This is a genomic window from Dactylosporangium sp. CA-052675 (genome assembly GCF_050947935.1).
GTDB lineage: Bacteria > Actinomycetota > Actinomycetes > Mycobacteriales > Micromonosporaceae > Dactylosporangium.
The window spans coordinates 3,037,531-3,052,881 of the sequence record NZ_CP192010.1; the positions used below are offsets into that span (position 1 = coordinate 3,037,531).

Consider the following 15,351-nt stretch of genomic DNA (forward strand, 5'->3'; position numbering starts at 1 on the left):
TGCTGAGCGGGCCGGTCAGCCGCCCTTGCGGGTCGCGACGATCACGGTGCCGACGCGCTCGACGTCGTCGTGCTTGATCACGTCGTACCGCTCGATCGCCGAGGCCTCGTCCACGCCCGCCCACAGCACCCGCACCCGCAGCGTCTGGCCCTTGACGGTCGTGTACGTGCACGTGGTGTCGTCGTCGCGGTGAGGGGTCGCCGGCCGCTTGCCCAGGCGCCCGGCGACGTCGGCGGCGGGGAGCACGGCGCACGGGTCGGGCCGGTCGGCGGCGCCGCCGAGGTGGCCCGGCGGCTGCTCGACGGGGCGGATGCGGTACCACGTCAGGCGCTCCCCGTCCGCGACGAGCACCGCCGAGCCGCGCTGGGGTACCGCGTCGGCCGGGAGCATGGTCGCGAAGGGTGCGGAGACGCCGTGCTCGCCGACGCCCGACACCGCCGTGAACGGGACCGGCTGCGGGGCGGGGCCGACCGCGTAGAGCCGGCCGCCCTCGCGCACCAGCGCCCGCGTGGTCCGCTCCGCGCGCCAGCGCTCGTGCCCGTCGGCCAGCGCGAACGCCTCGAGCGCGCCGTCGGTGCGGTCGGTGCTGCCCCCGGACTGCGCGACGATCGCCACGTCGCCCTCGACGGCCAGGTCGCAGAAGTCGGCGCAGCCGTCGCCGTCGCGCTGGACGAGCCGCGTGCCGTCCGGGCCGAAGAGCTGGAACGTCCGCGCGCCGCGCACCAGCGTCGCGCCGTCGCGGACCAGCAGGCCCAGCCCGCCGTCGTCGGCGCCGGGGTCGATCGTGGTCCGCGAGCGCAACGCCCCCGTGCGCGCGTCGCGGATCTCGAGGCGGTCCTCGAGCCGGTCGTCCTCGGTGCAGGCCAGCCGCAGCGCGGTCGTGCGGCCGTCGCCCGCCGTGGCGCGCAGGTCGCAGCCCTCGGGCAGCTCGGCGCTCCACAGCCGCCCGCCGTCGCCGGCCGCGACCGCGTTGATCGTGCCCGCGCCGGGCGCGCCGCGGGTCGCGACCGTGGCGGCGTCCTCGTCGGTGTGCCCGATGCGGGAGCGCCCCTCGTCACCGGCCTTCTGGTCGGCGGCCTTCGTGGCGCGGCCGCCGGGGGTCGGCTGGGTGTCGCCGTGCATGGAGTGGGCCGCGGCGCTCGGCTCCGGCGTCGTCGCCGCGGACCTGGAGGCCTTCGGCTTCGGCGTCGCGGTCGCGGACTTCGCGGCGTGCGGGCCCCACGTCGTCGCCTCCGGGGTCGCGCCCCGGCGGGACGCACCGGGAGTCGCGGACCCGCCGGTCTTCGGCGCGTCGCGGGTGTCGGCCCACCGCATCGGCGACGCGTGCTCGGCCGGCTCGCCGACCAGCAGGGCCGGGCCGGCGGCCATGGCCTCGGTCCGGGCGGTCAGCGGCATGCGCCAGCGGACCGTGCCCGTGCGGGTGGCGAGGGCCGTCAGCTCGGCCTTCTTCGTGTCGCGGTGGTACGTGTTGACCAGCACCGAACCCGCGCCGAGGTCGCTCTGGGACCACAGCACCGTGCCGTACTCGGCGGACGTGTCCAGCTTGCGCCGCCAGCGGACCGTGCCGGTGTGGGCGTCGATGCCGGTCAGCTCCGTGCCCGCGTCCGCCTGGGTCACGATGATGTCGGCGGTCGGGTCGTACCCCACCAGGTCGCGGGTGGTCGTCGCGAACGTGGCCCCGCGCACCAGGTCACCGGCTCGCAGGCCGGCGCCGCTCGTCGTCGCGGTCTCGAACGAGGGGGAGACGGGCGGCTCGGGATGGGCGGCGACGCTGGCGGTCAGCACCGCCGCCGGTACGACCAGCAAACCCGCCGCGGCATACGGCCTCACGACATCCCCCGCTCTTCGACATGCGCCTCAAAGACGCTAAATGCGGAAATTTCCGGATGCGGGGAGCGACGCGGCGGGTTCACCGCTCGCGGTACTTTCCCGACATATCCTGATTTAGCACCGTTAGGGCCGTTACTGGCGCAAATGCGAGTCGTTCGATGCGCACTGTCCACGCCGCCGGCGTCGCGTGTGCTGTCCGCGTGCGGTGCCCCTCACTGACGCGTGACCGGCGGCGGGTTGCTGGGACGATGTTGGTATGACGGTCCGCATCCACCTGCTCGGGCCGCCGCGCGTCGAGGGGAGGCCGGGGTTTCGGGGGCTCAAATCGTGGGCGATCCTGGCGCGGATCGCGCTCGGGGAGCGTCCGGTGACGCGAGCCGAACTGGCCGGGGAGCTGTTCGCCGACGCGGACGACCCGCTCGGTGCGCTGCGGTGGTGCCTCGCCGACCTGCGGCGGGGGCTCGGGCGGCCGGACCTGTTCCGCGGCGACCGGCTGGCCCTTCCCCGCGACGGGGTCTGGCTGGACGTGTGGGCGTTGCGCGACGGCGTCCTGCCCGTCGACGGGATCGGCGGGGTGCTGCTGGCCGGGGCGGAGCCTCGGCAGTGTCCCCGGTTCGACGCCTGGCTGCTGGTGGCGCGGGGCGACTGCGCGGCCCGCGGCGCGGCCGAGCTGCGGCAGGCGGCGCTGGTGGCGCTGGCGGCGGGGGACGCCGACGCCGCGACAGGCCCGGCCGGGCGGGCGGCCGCGCTGGACCCGCTGGACGAAGGCGCGCAGGAGCTGTTCCTCAGAGTTCTCGTCGCCGCCGGGCAGACGGGGCAGGCCCGGCGGCGGCTGGCCCAATGCGAGGAAACGTTCGCGCGGGAGGGCATCCGGACGTCGCCGGCGCTGCGTGCGGCGGTGCGACCCCCAGCGCCGCCGGCGGGGGTGCGGGCGAAGGCCGTGGCCGCCGCCTTGTTGCGGGCGGGGACGGCCGCGCTGGACGCCGGCTCCACCGACGCCGGAGTGGAGACGCTGCGCCGGGCCGCCGACGAAGCCGCCCGCTCCGGCAACCCGCTGCTGCACGCTGACGTGCTGCGAACCCTGGGCAGCGCGCTGGTCCATGCGGTCCGGGGTTTCGACGGGGAGGGCGCCGTCCTGCTGCACCGGGCGATGGCCCTGGCGCGGCAGGTGGACGCGCCCGCCCTCGTCGGGGACGTCCTGCGCGAGCTCGCGTTCGTCGACCTGCAGGCGGGTCGGCACGTCCTCGCCGAACGTGCCCTGGCCACGGCGACCGACCTCGCGCGATCCGCCGGCGACGATGCGCTGGCTGCCGGGGTGCTGGCGGCCCAGGGGATGAACCGCGCCGACCAGGGCCGGCACGCCGCCGCTGCTGACCTGCTGAGTGCCTCCGCCGACCTGGCCGCCGGCATCGGGCAGGACCGGCAGGCCGCCTGGTCGCACGGGGTGCTCGCCCGGTCGCTGCTGCTGGCCGGCCGGCCCGGCGAGGCCCTCGCCGCCGCCGAGCGCAGCATCGCCCTCTGCGACCGCGAACGGTGGAACGCGTTCCGGCCATGGCCGCAGGTGCTGCGCGCGGAATGCCTGGCCGGCGCCGGCGACGACGTGGCCGCCCGGCACGAGGCGGAGGAGGCGTTCGCCCTCGCCTGCGAACTCGGTGACCCGTGCTGGGAGGGCATGGCCGGCCGGGCGCTCGCCCTCAATGCCCTGCGCACCGGCGACGCGGACGGTGCCGAGGCGTGGATCGTCGATGCTCGCCGGCGCTGCAACCGCGTACCCGACCGGTACGTGTGGGTCTGCGCCTATGTCGGGTTGGCCCAGCTCGAGATCGCCGCCGCCGGCGGGAGCGACCTCGTCCCGGTGCTCGCGGAGCGGTTGCGGGCCGACGCGCTGCGCGCCGATCTGCCGGAATTCGTCTGCTGGGCTCTGCTGTATCAGGCGGAAGCGGGTGACCCGGCCGGTCTCGGCGTCGCGCGCGAACTGGCCGGTACCATCGACAACCCCGCTCTTCACACGCGCCTTCACACGGTGCGGTGATCGAGTGGAGATCATGACGACGGACTGGCGACAGGTCGACACCGGCTGGGGGCGCGCGGCGGCCGACTTCGCCACCCTCAGCGAACCGGCCAACTGCCGCGAATACACCGCCATGCACCACCGGCTCCGCATCGACGACGGCGACCGGCTGCTGGACATCGCGTGCGGCGCCGGCCTCGCGCTCGAACTCGCCGCCCTGCGCGGAGCCGGCTGCGCCGGCATCGACGCCTCGCCGCGGCTCGTCGCGGTCGCCCGGGACCGCAGCCCGCAGGCCGACATCCGAGTCGGGGACATGACCGACCTGCCCTGGCCGGACGGGTCGTTCGACGTCGCCACCAGCTTCCGCGGCATCTGGGGCACCACGGAGGCGGCGGTCGCCGAGCTCTACCGGGTGCTGCGGCCCGGCGGCCGCGCCGGGATCACCGTCTGGGGCCATCTCAAGCTGTCGCCCGGCGCCTGGGCCCTCGCCCCGTTTCGGCTCGCCGCACCGCCCGCGCTCGCCCACCAGGCGGCGATGGTGGCGCTGGGGCGTCCCGGCGTCGGTGAGGAGTTGTTGACCCGCCACGGCTTCATCGACGTGCGCCGCGTCGACGTGCCGTTCGCGTGGGAGTTCCCCGACCCCGGTGGCTACGCACGTGCGCTGGCCTCCACCGGCCCCGCGTACGAGGCGATCCAGCACGTCGGTGAGACCGCCTTCCACGACGCGGCCCGTGCCGCGGCGGCCGAACGCGTACGCGCCGGGTTACCGCTGCGCGCCCTGATCGCCGTGACCGGTTTCCTGGCGGTGAAGCCGTGAGCTTCCTGGGTGAGGCCGCGCCGGCGCCGGAGCTCTTCGAGGAGGACCTCACCGAACTCGGGTACGTGATGAACGTGACCCGGCTGTGGGCGCACCGCCCGGAACTCGTGACCGGCTTGTTCGACCTGCTCGGCACCGCGGTTCGTGGCGTGCTCGACCGGCGCACCCGCGGCATCCTCGTCACCGCCGCGGTCTCCGCGTTCGGCGACGCCTACTGCTCCCTGGCCTGGGGCGGCAAGCTCGCCGCCGAGGCCGGTACCGAGGTGGCCGTGGCGGTGCTCCGCGGCGATGACACCGGCCTCACTCCGGCCGAACGGGCGCTGGCCGGTTGGGCCCGCCGGATCGTCCGCGACCCGCACACCACCACGCCCGCCGACCTGGATGCGATGCGCGCCGCCGGGCTCGACGACCCGGCCATCCTCACCGTCACCGTGTTCGTGGCCCTGCGCATCGCGTTCGCCACGGTCAACGACGCGCTCGGCGCCGGCCCTGACGCGGAACTCGCGGTTCGCGTGCCGCCCGAGATCCGCGCCGAGGTGACCTACGGCCGCCCCGTCGGCGGGAAGTGACCGGCTCAGGCCGGCCGATGCCGGCATGAGCCGCGGTCAGGGGAGCCGGACCAGGTGGGAGTCAGGTGGGAGTACAGGGTCCGGAGGGCGGCCCGAACCTCCGGCAGGGCCCGCGGGTCGTCCGGGGCCTGCGGCAAAGGGTCGCCGCTCACGATCCTGAGCCCCCGTCACATGTACAGGTCGACGCCCTTGCCGTCGGTCACGTTGGCCGCGACCTGCACGTTGTGCTTGGTGCCCATGAGCTGGCTCAGGGTGTCGGCCTGGGCGTTGACCTGGGCCTGGCGGGCCGCCGGGTCGACCGGGGTGCCCGCGGCGGGCATGCTGAACGTGATCGCGTCGCCGATGCGCATGCGGTGTCCTCCGTGACGTGAGCGAGCACTGGTCCCACTGCCATCGGCCGGGAGACCAGTGCTCGTGAGGACTTTTCAGCGCGCGGTGGCCCGGCCGGCGGCATCGCGCCCGAGCCGCACCTGGGCCGCGAGGGCCACGAGGGCGGCCAGGATGATCGTGCCGCCGTAGAGCAGCACCGTGGTGAGCAGGCCCAGGGGCGCCACCAGCTGGCCGGCGACGATCGCGGGGACGCCGAAGCTGAGGTACGCCACCAGGAACACCGCCGCGAAGAGCGCCGCGCGCTGGTGCGCCTCGGCGAGGGGGCCGACCGCCCGCAGCGCGCCCGAGAACGTGGCGCCGAAGCCCGCGCCGCCGATCAGGCCGCCGACCCACAGCAGGGGCAGCGTGCCCGTCGCGATGCCGGCGAGCACGATCGCGGTGCCGGCCAGCACGGCGACGGTGCCGGTGCGCACGACGCGGCGGGCCGGGTGGCGGCTGAGCACGTACGCGGCCGTGGCGGCGGTCGCCGGCGGGATGAACGCGGTGACGCCGTTGAGCAGGCCGCTGGAGTGGTGGAACACGTCGCGCAGGATGCTCGGCGACAGGCCCATGAACAGGCCGGCGAGCATCCAGGAGGCCAGGTGCGCCGGTGCGGCGGCCAGGAAGTCGCGGCGGGCGGCCCGCGGCACCGAGACGTGCGGCCTCAGCGCGGCCAGGGCGCCCGGGCGGCGGCTGACGGTCTCGGCGGACAGCAGCGCGGTCACGGTGCCGGCGATCATGATGACGGTGAGGCTCGTGAACACGACGAGGTTCGCCCGGTGCGTGAACTGCACGGCGGCGCCGGTGAGCAGCGCGCCGAGGCCCAGCCCGCCCGCGGGGGCGACGGCGCCGAGGATGCCGCCGAGCCGCTTGTGCCGCTCGGGGGCCAGCTCGACCAGGGCCGCCGTGAACGCGCTGCTGGCCGCGCCGGTCGCGACGCCCTGCACGACGCGGGCGGCGATCACCCAGCCGATGTTCGGCGCGAAGACGAACATGAGCATCGCCGCGACCTCGACGGCCAGGGCGGCGACGAGCACCGGGCGGCGGCCGACGTGGTCGGACAGGGAGCCGACCACGACGAGCGAGGCGAGCAGGCCGAACGCGTAGGCGGCGAAGGCGACCGTGAGCACCCACGGGGCGAAGCCCCACTCGCGCTCGAACAGCACGAGCAGCGGGGTCGGGGCGCCGGCGGCGAGGTACAGGGACGCGAAGGCCAGGGCGGCGCCGGCGAAGGCCACGGCCGGCGGAAGGGTGCGCCGGGCGGCCGTGACGGCCGGGCGGGCGAGTGTTGCGGTAGACATCGCGCGACTCCTAAAGCAAAGGTCTTTGCGTTACGCTGAACGTACGCCCCAAGCGCTCCGTTAAAGCCAAGAACTTTGCATTAGTAAGGAGGGTCACACCGTGTCCGCTCCCGTGCGCCGCACCGGTGGGCGCAGCGCCGCCGTGCTGGCCTCGATCCGCTACGCCGTCGAGGAGCTCGTCCGCGAGCGCGGCGCCGAGAAGGTGACGATTCCCCTCGTGGCCGAGCGCGCCGGGGTCAACCCGACGAGCGTGTACCGCCGCTGGGGCGACGCCGCCGCGCTGCTCAACGACATCGCGACCTATCGCCTGGACCCCGACCGGGAGCTCCCGCACTCCGGCGACCTGCGCGCCGACCTCATCGCCTGGGCCCGCGAGGTCGTCGAGCACTACCGCAAGCCGATCAACGCCGCCCTCCTGCGCGGGGGCAGCGCGTCGGCCGGCGAGCGGGAGACCGATTGCCTGCGCAACCGCCGCGCCGAGGCCCTCGTCATCATGGGCGAGCCCGCGGTGCTGGACGCCGACGAGATCATCGACGGGATCATCGGGCCCATCGTGTACCGCACGATCTACCTCCCCTGGACGCTGGACGACGATCTGCCGGTCCGCCTGGTCGACAAGGTCCTGCCGGCCTAGCGTGGGTGGCATGAGTCGCCCACACCTGATCCCCGGCCCCGACCACCCGATCACCGTCACGCCCGCCGACGTCCGGGTCGTCGTCCGCTCCGGCGAGCACGTCATCGCCGACACCACCAACGCCCTGGCCCTGCAGGAGTCGACCTACCCGGTGGCCTACTACGTGCCGCTCGACGACGTCGACCAGCGGTTCCTCCAGCGCACCGACCACAGCACCTACTGCCCGTTCAAGGGCGACGCCTCCTACTACTCGGTCGTCACGCCCGACGGCACCGTGGACAACGCGGTCTGGAGCTACGAGACGCCCTACGAGGCCGTCGCGCCGATCGCCAAGCGTGTCGCCTTCTACACGGACCGTCTCGAGGTCACGGTCGTGTCGGGTTCCTGACGTAAACCCGCCAGCCCTCCGTGTACGTCTATCCCTCGGGAACGCGCCCGGACATTGCGGGCAATACCGTTCGGGGGTTTTGCAGTCCGCCCCCTGGTCGGTACCGTTCGCGAACGGGGAGGGCACAACACATGTGGAGTCGTCGCAAGATGCTGGCCGCGGGCGCGGGAGTGGCCGCGGCCGCCGCGCTCGCCGCGTGCAATGACGGGAACAAGGGCAAGGCCGCCTGGAGCGGTGGCGGCGGCGCCTCACCCGGCACGGACTCCGGCGGCGGGGGAGGCGGGGGCGCCCCCGCGACGCTCACCATCACGCCCGCGGCCGACACCAAGGACGTGTCGCCGACGAGCCAGGTGACGGTCGCCATCGACAACGGCACGCTGAACACGGTCACCGTCGCGGCCGGGAACAAGAACCTCGACGGCAAGCTCTCCGAGGACAAGAAGAGCTGGACGTCGAGCGGCACCCTGGCCTACGGGCAGACCTACACGGTCACCGTCGCCGGGGCCGGCGCGGACGGCAAGGACGTCAGCCAGACCGCGAGCTTCACCACGCTGCAGCCCAAGGCCGTCGCGAACATCACGTTCCAGGCCAACCCGATGGCCGCGCTGAAGAACGGTGGCACCTACGGCGTCGGGCAGCCCGTCATCGTCTTCTTCAACAAGGCCGTCAAGAACCAGGACGCCGCCGAGCAGGCGATGAAGGTCACCACCTCGCCGGCGGTCGAGGGCAAGTGGCACTGGGTCACCAACCAGAGCGCGCACTGGCGGCCGGAGAAGTACTGGACCAAGGGCACCACGGTCAAGGTCAGCGTCAACCTGCTCGGCGTCGACCTCGGCAACGGCACCTTCGGCGGCGGCAACGCCAGCGCCAACTTCTCCATCGGGCCGTCGCGCATCGCGATCGCGGACTCCAACACGCACCAGATGGAGTGCTACATCGACGGGCAGATGGTCAAGAAGATCCCGATCAGCATGGGCAAGGGCGGCACGACCACCGGCTCCAAGGGCGAGACCATCGACTTCTTCACCCGCTCCGGCGTGCACGTGCTGATGACGAAGGAGCCGATCGTCACGATGAGCTCCGCCAGCTACGGCATCACGGACAAGAAGAACCCGAACTACTACGAGGAGCAGATCAAGCTGGCGTGCCGGATCTCGCTCTCGGGCGAATACGTGCACTCGGCCGACTGGAACATCCCGTCGCAGGGCAAGGCGAACACCTCGCACGGGTGCGTGAACGTGGCGCCGGCCAACGCGCAGTGGTTCTACGACACCTTCGACACGGGCGACGTCGTCGAGGTGCGCAACACGCCCAAGAACCTGCCCCTGACCGACGGCGTCGGCGACTGGAACGTGCCCTGGAACCAGTGGTGACGCAGCCGGCGGTGACGGGACCGGTGGTGACCGCGTCTCGTCACAAGCCGCCGGCGACGCGCAGCGTCCTGCCCGTCGCGTAGGACCGCGCCGCCGAGGCTACCGGTCCGCGGGGGCCGTGGGCGGCGTTCCGGCGCCGAACGGGCGCCCGCCGAGGGAGTCGCGGCCGTGCGGCTCCTGCCAGCCGCTCAGGTCGGGGCCCAGCGGCACGACGCCGCTCGGGTTGATGTCGCGGTGGACCGCGTAGTAGTGGCGCTTGATGTGCTCGAAGTTCACCGTGTCGCCGAAGCCGGGGGTCTGGAACAGGTCCCGCGCGTACGCCCACAGCACCGGCATCTCGCTGAGCTTCTGCCGGTTGCACTTGAAGTGGCCGTGGTAGACGGGGTCGAACCGGACCAGGGTGGTGAACAGGCGCACGTCGGCCTCGGTGATCGTGTCGCCGACGAGGTACCGCTGCCCCCGCAGCCGCTCCGAGAGCCAGTCGAGGCGCGCGAACAGGCGCTCGTACGCGGCCTCGTAGGCCTCCTGGGAACCGGCGAAGCCCGCGCGGTACACCCCGTTGTTGACGTCCTTGAAGACGAGCTCCATGACCTCGTCGAGCTCGTCGCGCAGCGGCTCGGGGTAGAGGTCGGGCGCGCCCTCGCGGTGGTACGCCCGCCACTGCGTCGACAGGTCCAGCGTCAGCGGCGCGTAGTCGTTGGTGACGACCTGGCCGGAGGGGACGTCGACGATCGCGGGCACGGTGATGCCGCGCTCGTAGCCGGGGAAGCGCTTGAAATACGCCTCCTGGATCCGCTCGATGCCGAGCACCGGGTCGCGGCCGCCGGGGTCGAGGTCGAACGTCCAGCTGCGGGCGTCGTGCGTGGGTCCGCACACGCCCATGGACAGCACGTCCTCGAGCCCCAGCAGCCGGCGCACGATGATGGCCCGGCTGGCCCACGGGCACGCGCGGCTCACGACGAGGCGGTAGCGCCCCGGCTCGACCGGCCAGCCGTCCCGCCCGTCGGCGGTGATGCGGTCGGCGATGTACCGCGAGTCGCGCTTGAACTCCCCGTCCGCCCGGTATGCGTTCACCGTCCCATTAGACCAGCTGCGGGTAGAGCGCCGCCGGGTCGGCGGACAGGCCGCGCTTGACGGTGCGGGTGATCTCGTCGGCGAGCACCTCGAACGCGCCCTCCTCGACGCCGTCGAGCGCCTGCCGCGCGACGTCCTGGGCGGTGACCTTGGGCCCGTCGACGCCCGCGGCCATGTCGGTGTCGATGTACCCCACGTGCAGCCCCGTCACGGTCGTGCCCTGCGGCGCCAGCTCGAGGCGGAACGCGTTGGTCGCCTGCCAGACGGCCGCCTTGCTGGCGCTGTACGAGGTGCCCTGCGAGATCCAGCTCAGCACCGAGTGCACGTCGAGCACGTGGCCGCCGCCGTTGGCCGCGAGCACCGGGGCGAACGCGCGGGTCACGTTGATCGTGCCGTAGAAGTTCGTCTCGAACTCGCGGCGGATGTCGTCGAGGTCGCCGTGCAGCACGCTGGCCCGGGTCGAGATGCCGGCGTTGTTGATGAGCACGGTGACGTCGGTGGCCTCGGCCGCGGCGCGCCGTACCGAATCCGGATCCGTGACGTCGAGGGCCAGCGGCACGGCGCCGGGGACGCTCACCGACCTCGGGTCGCGGGCCGCCGCGTAGACCTTGCTCGCGCCCCGGGCCAGGGCCTCCTCCACGAATGCCCGCCCCAGCCCCCGGTTGCCGCCCGTGACCAGCACGACCTCGTTGCGCATCGCCGTACCCCTTCGCCGTTGCGGAAACCGATCGGTTTCCGATGTACCCCTACGGTAGAACGATCGGTTTCCGGATGGGTAGACTGTGTCGTGTGACCTCCATCGCCTCCCCCCGTGAGCGGCTGCTGCGGGCCGCGGCCGAGCTGTTCTACGCCGAGGGCGCGGCCACGGTCGGCGTCGAGCGGCTGTGCAAGGCCGCGGGCGTGTCGAAGCGGTCGATGTACCAGCTGTTCGCCACCAAGGACGAGGTGATCGCCGAGAGCCTGCGCGAGTACGGGCCCGCGACCGTCGCGGGGTACTTCCCCGATCCGGCCGCGGACATGCCGCCGCGCGAGCGCATCCTGCACGTCTTCGCCCGGCTGGAGGAGCGCTCCGGCACCGGGCCCTTCCACGGGTGCCCGTTCGTGAACACCGCCGTGGAGCTGCACGACCCGACGCACGCGGCGGCCCTCGTGGCGCTGTCCTTCAAGCAACGCCTGGAGTCGTACTTCCAGCAGCACGCGACCGCCCTCGGCGCGAGCGACCCCCAGTTCCTGGCCGCCCAGCTCACGATGCTCTTCGACGGCGCCTCGGTGCGGGCCGTCATGCGCGCCGAGCCCCTGGGCGGGCTGGCCCTGCGCGCGGCCGGGCAGCTGCTCGACGCGGCCACATGACCTCGGAGGTCATCGACACGATGACGCCCGGCCGGTCATGATCGGGGCATGAACGGATACGCGATGGCCCACCTGCACGGCCACAGCAGCCACGACGACGTGCTGGAATACCTCGAGCGCATCCAGGGCACCCTCGACCCCTTCGACGGCCGGTTCATCGTGCACGGCCCCCCGGTCGAGGTCCGCGAGGGCGAGTGGCCCGGCTCCGTGGTCATCATCGAGTTCCCGAGCCTGGACGCGGCCCGGTCCTGGTACGACTCCCCGGCCTACCAGGAGATCCTGCACCTGCGCACCGACCACATCACCGGGTCGGCGATCCTCTTCGAGGGCGTGCGCGACGGCCACGACCCGGCGAAGATGGCCGCCGCGATCCGCGCCGCCCGCTGAGGCCCCGGCGGGGCCGCGCTCACCCCGGCAGCAGCGCCCGGCGGCCCGGCTCGGCCGCCCGGGCGCGCAGCTGCGGCAGGTCCAGAGCGCTCAGCCGGCCGTGGCAGGTGCGCCAGGCCCGAGAGCAGGCCTCGAAGTACTCCGGCAGCGTCATGTCGGCCCCGGCGCCCCGCAGCTTTCAGGAAGGCAAGGCGCGGGTCAGGCGTTCCCCGCCTTCGGGTCTCCCAGGAGCACGGGCTGCTGGATGTCGCTGCGGGCGGTGCCCAGCGCGGCGCCCATGAACTGGCGGTACACGGCCGCGGGCAGGGTCGCGCCGGTGACGGGCGCCCCGGACCGGTCGAGCAGCGGCCGCTCCTCGGCCCTGTTGCCCACCCACACCGCGACCGCGACCTGCGGCGCGAAGCCGGCCGCGGTGGCGTGCGCGGTCTTGCTCAGGTCGCCGTCGAGGGGCCAGTCGCCGATCGCGAGCGACGTCTGCCGCCCGTCGGCGAGCCGCCCGGCCGGCTGCTGGGCGAGCGACCACGCCACGTTGCGCGCGATCGCCTCGTCCACGCCCGCCTCGGCGAGCTCGGTGGCCCGGTAGGTGGTCCTGCTGCCGCTGGTCACCGCGGCGATGAGGTGCGCCCTGGCCCGCTTGCCGTCACCGGCGAGCGTCGCCATGACGTTCGCCTGGTCGCTCAGCGTCATCGGGTACTGCCCGTAGCCCACCTCGGTGTTGAAGTACCTGGGGGACAGCGCGTCGCCGGGCCCGTCGAGCCGGATCGCCACGGCCTTGCCGTCCACGGTGGCCCAGATGGTGCCCGCCCCGAGCGCCCGGGCCATGTCGAGGACCTTGGCCGCCCCGACCTTCTCGGTCACCCCGAACAGGGGCACCCGCAGCCCGTCGCGCTGGGCCTCCAGCAGCGTGCACGACGCCTTGCCGCCCGGGCACCGGTGCACGTCGCGCACCGGGTTGCCGCCCTTGGCCGTGCGGCCCGACGCCGGGAAGTCCATTTCCGCCGGCGCCTGCCACCGTGACTGCAGCGAGATCCCGGCCTTGAGCGCCGCGGCCACCGTGATCGGCGCGAAGGCGTTGCCCGGCGGGTGCGCGCCGGCGTAGTCGGTCGCGGCCGCGCGGTCGTTGCCGTAGTAGGCCAGGATGCGCCCGGTGAGCGGCTGCACCGCGACCGCGCCGGCGGCCAGCGTGGTGGGCTGGCCGCTCATCGCCGCGCCGACGGCGCCGAGCAGCGACCCCTGCAGCCGGCGGTCGATGGTGGTGGAGATCCGGGCGCCGGCGGCGTTCAGGCCGAGCGTCGCGAACTCGTCGAGCACGCGCTGCTCGACGAGGCCGTCGCTGCCGTCCGGGCGCAGCGCCCTGTGCCGCTTGGTCGCGTCGTCGGCGGTGCGGGTGGTGCCCTCGGGGAAGACGACCGCGGCCCCGCCGCCGCTCATGCGCCCGCGGATCTCCTCGAACCGCCTGCGGGCCGCGTCGGCGTGCACGGTCGGGTCGTAGGCGCCGTCGCCGGGCGAGTCCAGCTGCGCGGCGAGCACGACGGCCTCGCCGGGGGAGAGGGTCGCGGCCGGCTTGTCGTAGTAGGCCTGCGCGGCCGCCTCGATGCCGTAGGCGAGCCGCCCGAAGTACGCCGTGTTGAGGTAGCGGTCGAGGATGACGTCGCGGCCGTACTGCCGCTCGAGCCGGCTCGCGACCGCCAGGAGCCGCGCCGTGCCGACCCCGGGATCGTCGAGGACCTTCCGGGTGTACCGCACGCTGAGCTCCGTCGGCCGGCCGAACCAGTGCCCGTCCCGGAAGCCGGGGTCCTGGGCGGCGATGACGGCTTCGGGGACGTACTGCGGCAGCCGCGCGGTGTCGATCGGCACCTGGTCGTCCTTGCCGGTGCGGGCCATGAGCGTGCCGTCGGAGTACAGGATCTCCGTCGACCCGCCCGGCTCCGGCAGCGGCGGCACCGTGACGCTGCCGGTGTAGATCCCGGCGGCCGCGGCGGCCCCGGCGAGCAGCACCACGACGATCGCCGCCCCGGCGAGCACCCGTCTTCTCTGCATCTGCGTCAGTCCTCCCCATGGACGGACGCATCGTACGCGGTCGTTCTCTGGCCACGCGGGCGGCAGGCCTTACGACAGATAGGCCTTACGACAGGCAGGCCTCGACGGCGTCGTACAGGGCGTTGCCGCGGTCGTGCCCGGCCAGGTGCCGCGTCACGTAGGCCATCCGGTAGCCGTCCGGGTCGGCGAGGCGCCCGCCGCCCGACGAGCCGCCGATGCCGCCCATGCCGATCCAGTCCCCGTCGCGGCGCAGGCCCAGCGTCCAGGTCGCGTCCTCCTCCAGCAGCCGGTCGACGCCCTCGGCCTGCGGCGCCAGCATCTCGGCCAGCACCTCGGCGGGCAGCAGCCGGGGGAGGGCCTGGTAGAGGCCGGCCAGCCCGCGGGCGCTCGCGTGCAGGTTCACGGCCGGCAGCTCGCCGCCCCGCCAGGCGTCGCCGTTGAGCACCGCGGTGTCGAGCAGCCCCGCGGGGTTGCCGAGCGCGCGGGCCCACAGGTCGCCGTGGCCGTGCACCGACGCCTCGGGCCAGCCCGGGTCGCCGAACTCCATGTCGGCGCAGCGGCCCCGCTCGGCCGCCGGCACCCCGAAGTGCACGTCCTGCCCGAAGCCGCGGACGACGTCGCCGACCGTCTCGCCGGTCGCGCCGCGCAGGATGGCGCCGAGAATGTTGCCGTACGTCAGCGCGTGCTCGCCCGCCGCCGTGCCCGGCTCCCACTCCAGCGGCGCGGCGAAGATCGCCGCGGTGCAGCGGTCCCAGTCCAGCCCCTCGTCCGCGGTCAGCGGCTCGGCGATGGCGGGCAGCCCGAGCTGGTGCGCGAGGGCGTGCCGCACGGTGCCGCGCTCGTGGCCGAACGCCGGCCAGTAGCGCGCCACCGGCTCGTCCAGCCCGATCCGCCCGTCGGCGACCCGGGCGAGCACGGCCAGGGCCGCGACCGGCTTGCCGGCCGAGAACACCGTGGCGAGGGTGTCGGCCCGCCAGGGGCGCGTGCGGGCGGCGTCGGCCCAGCCGCCCCACAGGTCGACGACGAGCTCGCCGCGGGCGTAGGCGGCGACGGAGGCGCCGGTTTCCGCGCCGGACTCGAGCAGCTGCCGGAAGACGTCGGCGACGGGCTCGAAGCCCTCGGCGACGGTGCCGCTGACCAGTTCATCCACGGACGCGGACGGTACCGTGCCGCGGCCCGGAGCGCACCGCTGATTTTCCCGGCTCGGC

Annotated in this window: 16 protein-coding genes; 8 read left to right on the plus strand and 8 right to left on the minus strand. The window is 74.0% G+C overall.

Going from position 1 to position 15,351, the window contains the following annotated elements; all coding sequences use genetic code 11:
* Window positions 1-15: 15 nt before the first annotated feature.
* On the minus strand, window positions 16-1,830 hold the full coding sequence (locus ACQP1P_RS13795) for a PQQ-binding-like beta-propeller repeat protein (RefSeq protein WP_433086657.1): 1,815 nt from the start codon (window positions 1,828-1,830) through the stop codon (window positions 16-18).
* 256 nt (window positions 1,831-2,086) lie between these two features.
* Between ACQP1P_RS13795 and ACQP1P_RS13800 the strand changes: the two genes are divergently transcribed.
* From ACQP1P_RS13800 to ACQP1P_RS13810, 3 genes are read left to right on the plus strand one after another with little or no spacing between them, the layout of a single operon-like run.
* Window positions 2,087-3,862: a hypothetical protein gene (locus tag ACQP1P_RS13800; protein ID WP_433086659.1), complete on the plus strand. Its 1,776-nt coding sequence runs from the start codon at window positions 2,087-2,089 to the stop codon at window positions 3,860-3,862.
* A 13-nt stretch (window positions 3,863-3,875) separates the two neighbouring features.
* Complete coding sequence (locus ACQP1P_RS13805; protein WP_433086661.1) at window positions 3,876-4,658, plus strand: class I SAM-dependent methyltransferase; 783 nt, start codon at window positions 3,876-3,878, stop codon at window positions 4,656-4,658.
* Entirely contained in the window at window positions 4,655-5,227 is a 573-nt protein-coding gene (locus ACQP1P_RS13810; protein ID WP_433086663.1) for a carboxymuconolactone decarboxylase family protein, read from the plus strand. The genes ACQP1P_RS13805 and ACQP1P_RS13810 overlap by 4 nt, the downstream gene beginning before the upstream one ends.
* Window positions 5,228-5,394: 167 nt before the next feature.
* Here ACQP1P_RS13810 and ACQP1P_RS13815 read toward each other — a convergent pair whose 3' ends face one another.
* Together ACQP1P_RS13815 and ACQP1P_RS13820 are read right to left on the minus strand one after the other, a co-directional pair.
* Window positions 5,395-5,577: a hypothetical protein gene (locus tag ACQP1P_RS13815; RefSeq protein ID WP_433086665.1), complete on the minus strand. Its 183-nt coding sequence runs from the start codon at window positions 5,575-5,577 to the stop codon at window positions 5,395-5,397.
* 75 nt (window positions 5,578-5,652) lie between these two features.
* Complete coding sequence (locus tag ACQP1P_RS13820; protein ID WP_433086667.1) at window positions 5,653-6,897, minus strand: MFS transporter; 1,245 nt, start codon at window positions 6,895-6,897, stop codon at window positions 5,653-5,655.
* Between the two features lie 100 nt (window positions 6,898-6,997).
* Between ACQP1P_RS13820 and ACQP1P_RS13825 the strand changes: the two genes are divergently transcribed.
* The 3 genes from ACQP1P_RS13825 (at window position 6,998) to ACQP1P_RS13835 (ending at window position 9,292) form a co-directional block, all read left to right on the plus strand.
* The gene (locus ACQP1P_RS13825) at window positions 6,998-7,531 is read left to right on the plus strand and encodes a TetR/AcrR family transcriptional regulator (RefSeq protein WP_433086669.1); all 534 of its coding nucleotides are present in this window, start codon (window positions 6,998-7,000) and stop codon (window positions 7,529-7,531) included.
* 10 nt (window positions 7,532-7,541) lie between these two features.
* Window positions 7,542-7,919: a DUF427 domain-containing protein gene (locus tag ACQP1P_RS13830; RefSeq protein WP_433086671.1), complete on the plus strand. Its 378-nt coding sequence runs from the start codon at window positions 7,542-7,544 to the stop codon at window positions 7,917-7,919.
* Window positions 7,920-8,050: 131 nt separating this feature from the next.
* Window positions 8,051-9,292, plus strand: coding sequence for a L,D-transpeptidase (locus tag ACQP1P_RS13835; protein ID WP_433086673.1), 1,242 nt, complete (start codon window positions 8,051-8,053; stop codon window positions 9,290-9,292).
* 99 nt (window positions 9,293-9,391) lie between these two features.
* On the opposite strand, the gene ACQP1P_RS13840 is transcribed toward ACQP1P_RS13835, so the two are convergent.
* On the minus strand, window positions 9,392-10,366 hold the full coding sequence (locus tag ACQP1P_RS13840; protein ID WP_433086675.1) for a glutathione S-transferase family protein: 975 nt from the start codon (window positions 10,364-10,366) through the stop codon (window positions 9,392-9,394).
* Window positions 10,367-10,373: 7 nt separating this feature from the next.
* Window positions 10,374-11,063, minus strand: a complete 690-nt coding sequence (locus ACQP1P_RS13845; RefSeq protein ID WP_433086677.1) for an SDR family oxidoreductase — start codon at window positions 11,061-11,063, stop codon at window positions 10,374-10,376.
* Between the two features lie 92 nt (window positions 11,064-11,155).
* On the opposite strand from ACQP1P_RS13845, the gene ACQP1P_RS13850 reads away from it, so the two are divergent.
* Both ACQP1P_RS13850 and ACQP1P_RS13855 read left to right on the plus strand, forming a co-directional pair.
* Window positions 11,156-11,716 (plus strand): TetR/AcrR family transcriptional regulator, encoded by a 561-nt coding sequence (locus ACQP1P_RS13850; protein ID WP_433086679.1) that lies wholly within the window; start codon window positions 11,156-11,158, stop codon window positions 11,714-11,716.
* A gap of 48 nt (window positions 11,717-11,764) precedes the next feature.
* Window positions 11,765-12,103 (plus strand): DUF1330 domain-containing protein, encoded by a 339-nt coding sequence (locus tag ACQP1P_RS13855; RefSeq protein WP_433086681.1) that lies wholly within the window; start codon window positions 11,765-11,767, stop codon window positions 12,101-12,103.
* Between the two features lie 19 nt (window positions 12,104-12,122).
* Here ACQP1P_RS13855 and ACQP1P_RS13860 read toward each other — a convergent pair whose 3' ends face one another.
* From ACQP1P_RS13860 to ACQP1P_RS13870, 3 genes are all read right to left on the minus strand, one after another.
* Window positions 12,123-12,257, minus strand: a complete 135-nt coding sequence (locus ACQP1P_RS13860; protein ID WP_433086683.1) for a hypothetical protein — start codon at window positions 12,255-12,257, stop codon at window positions 12,123-12,125.
* Between the two features lie 44 nt (window positions 12,258-12,301).
* Window positions 12,302-14,143, minus strand: a complete 1,842-nt coding sequence (locus ACQP1P_RS13865; protein WP_433086685.1) for a transglycosylase domain-containing protein — start codon at window positions 14,141-14,143, stop codon at window positions 12,302-12,304.
* A gap of 85 nt (window positions 14,144-14,228) precedes the next feature.
* Window positions 14,229-15,293: a serine hydrolase domain-containing protein gene (locus ACQP1P_RS13870; protein WP_433086687.1), complete on the minus strand. Its 1,065-nt coding sequence runs from the start codon at window positions 15,291-15,293 to the stop codon at window positions 14,229-14,231.
* Between the last annotated feature and the right edge of the window lie 58 nt (window positions 15,294-15,351).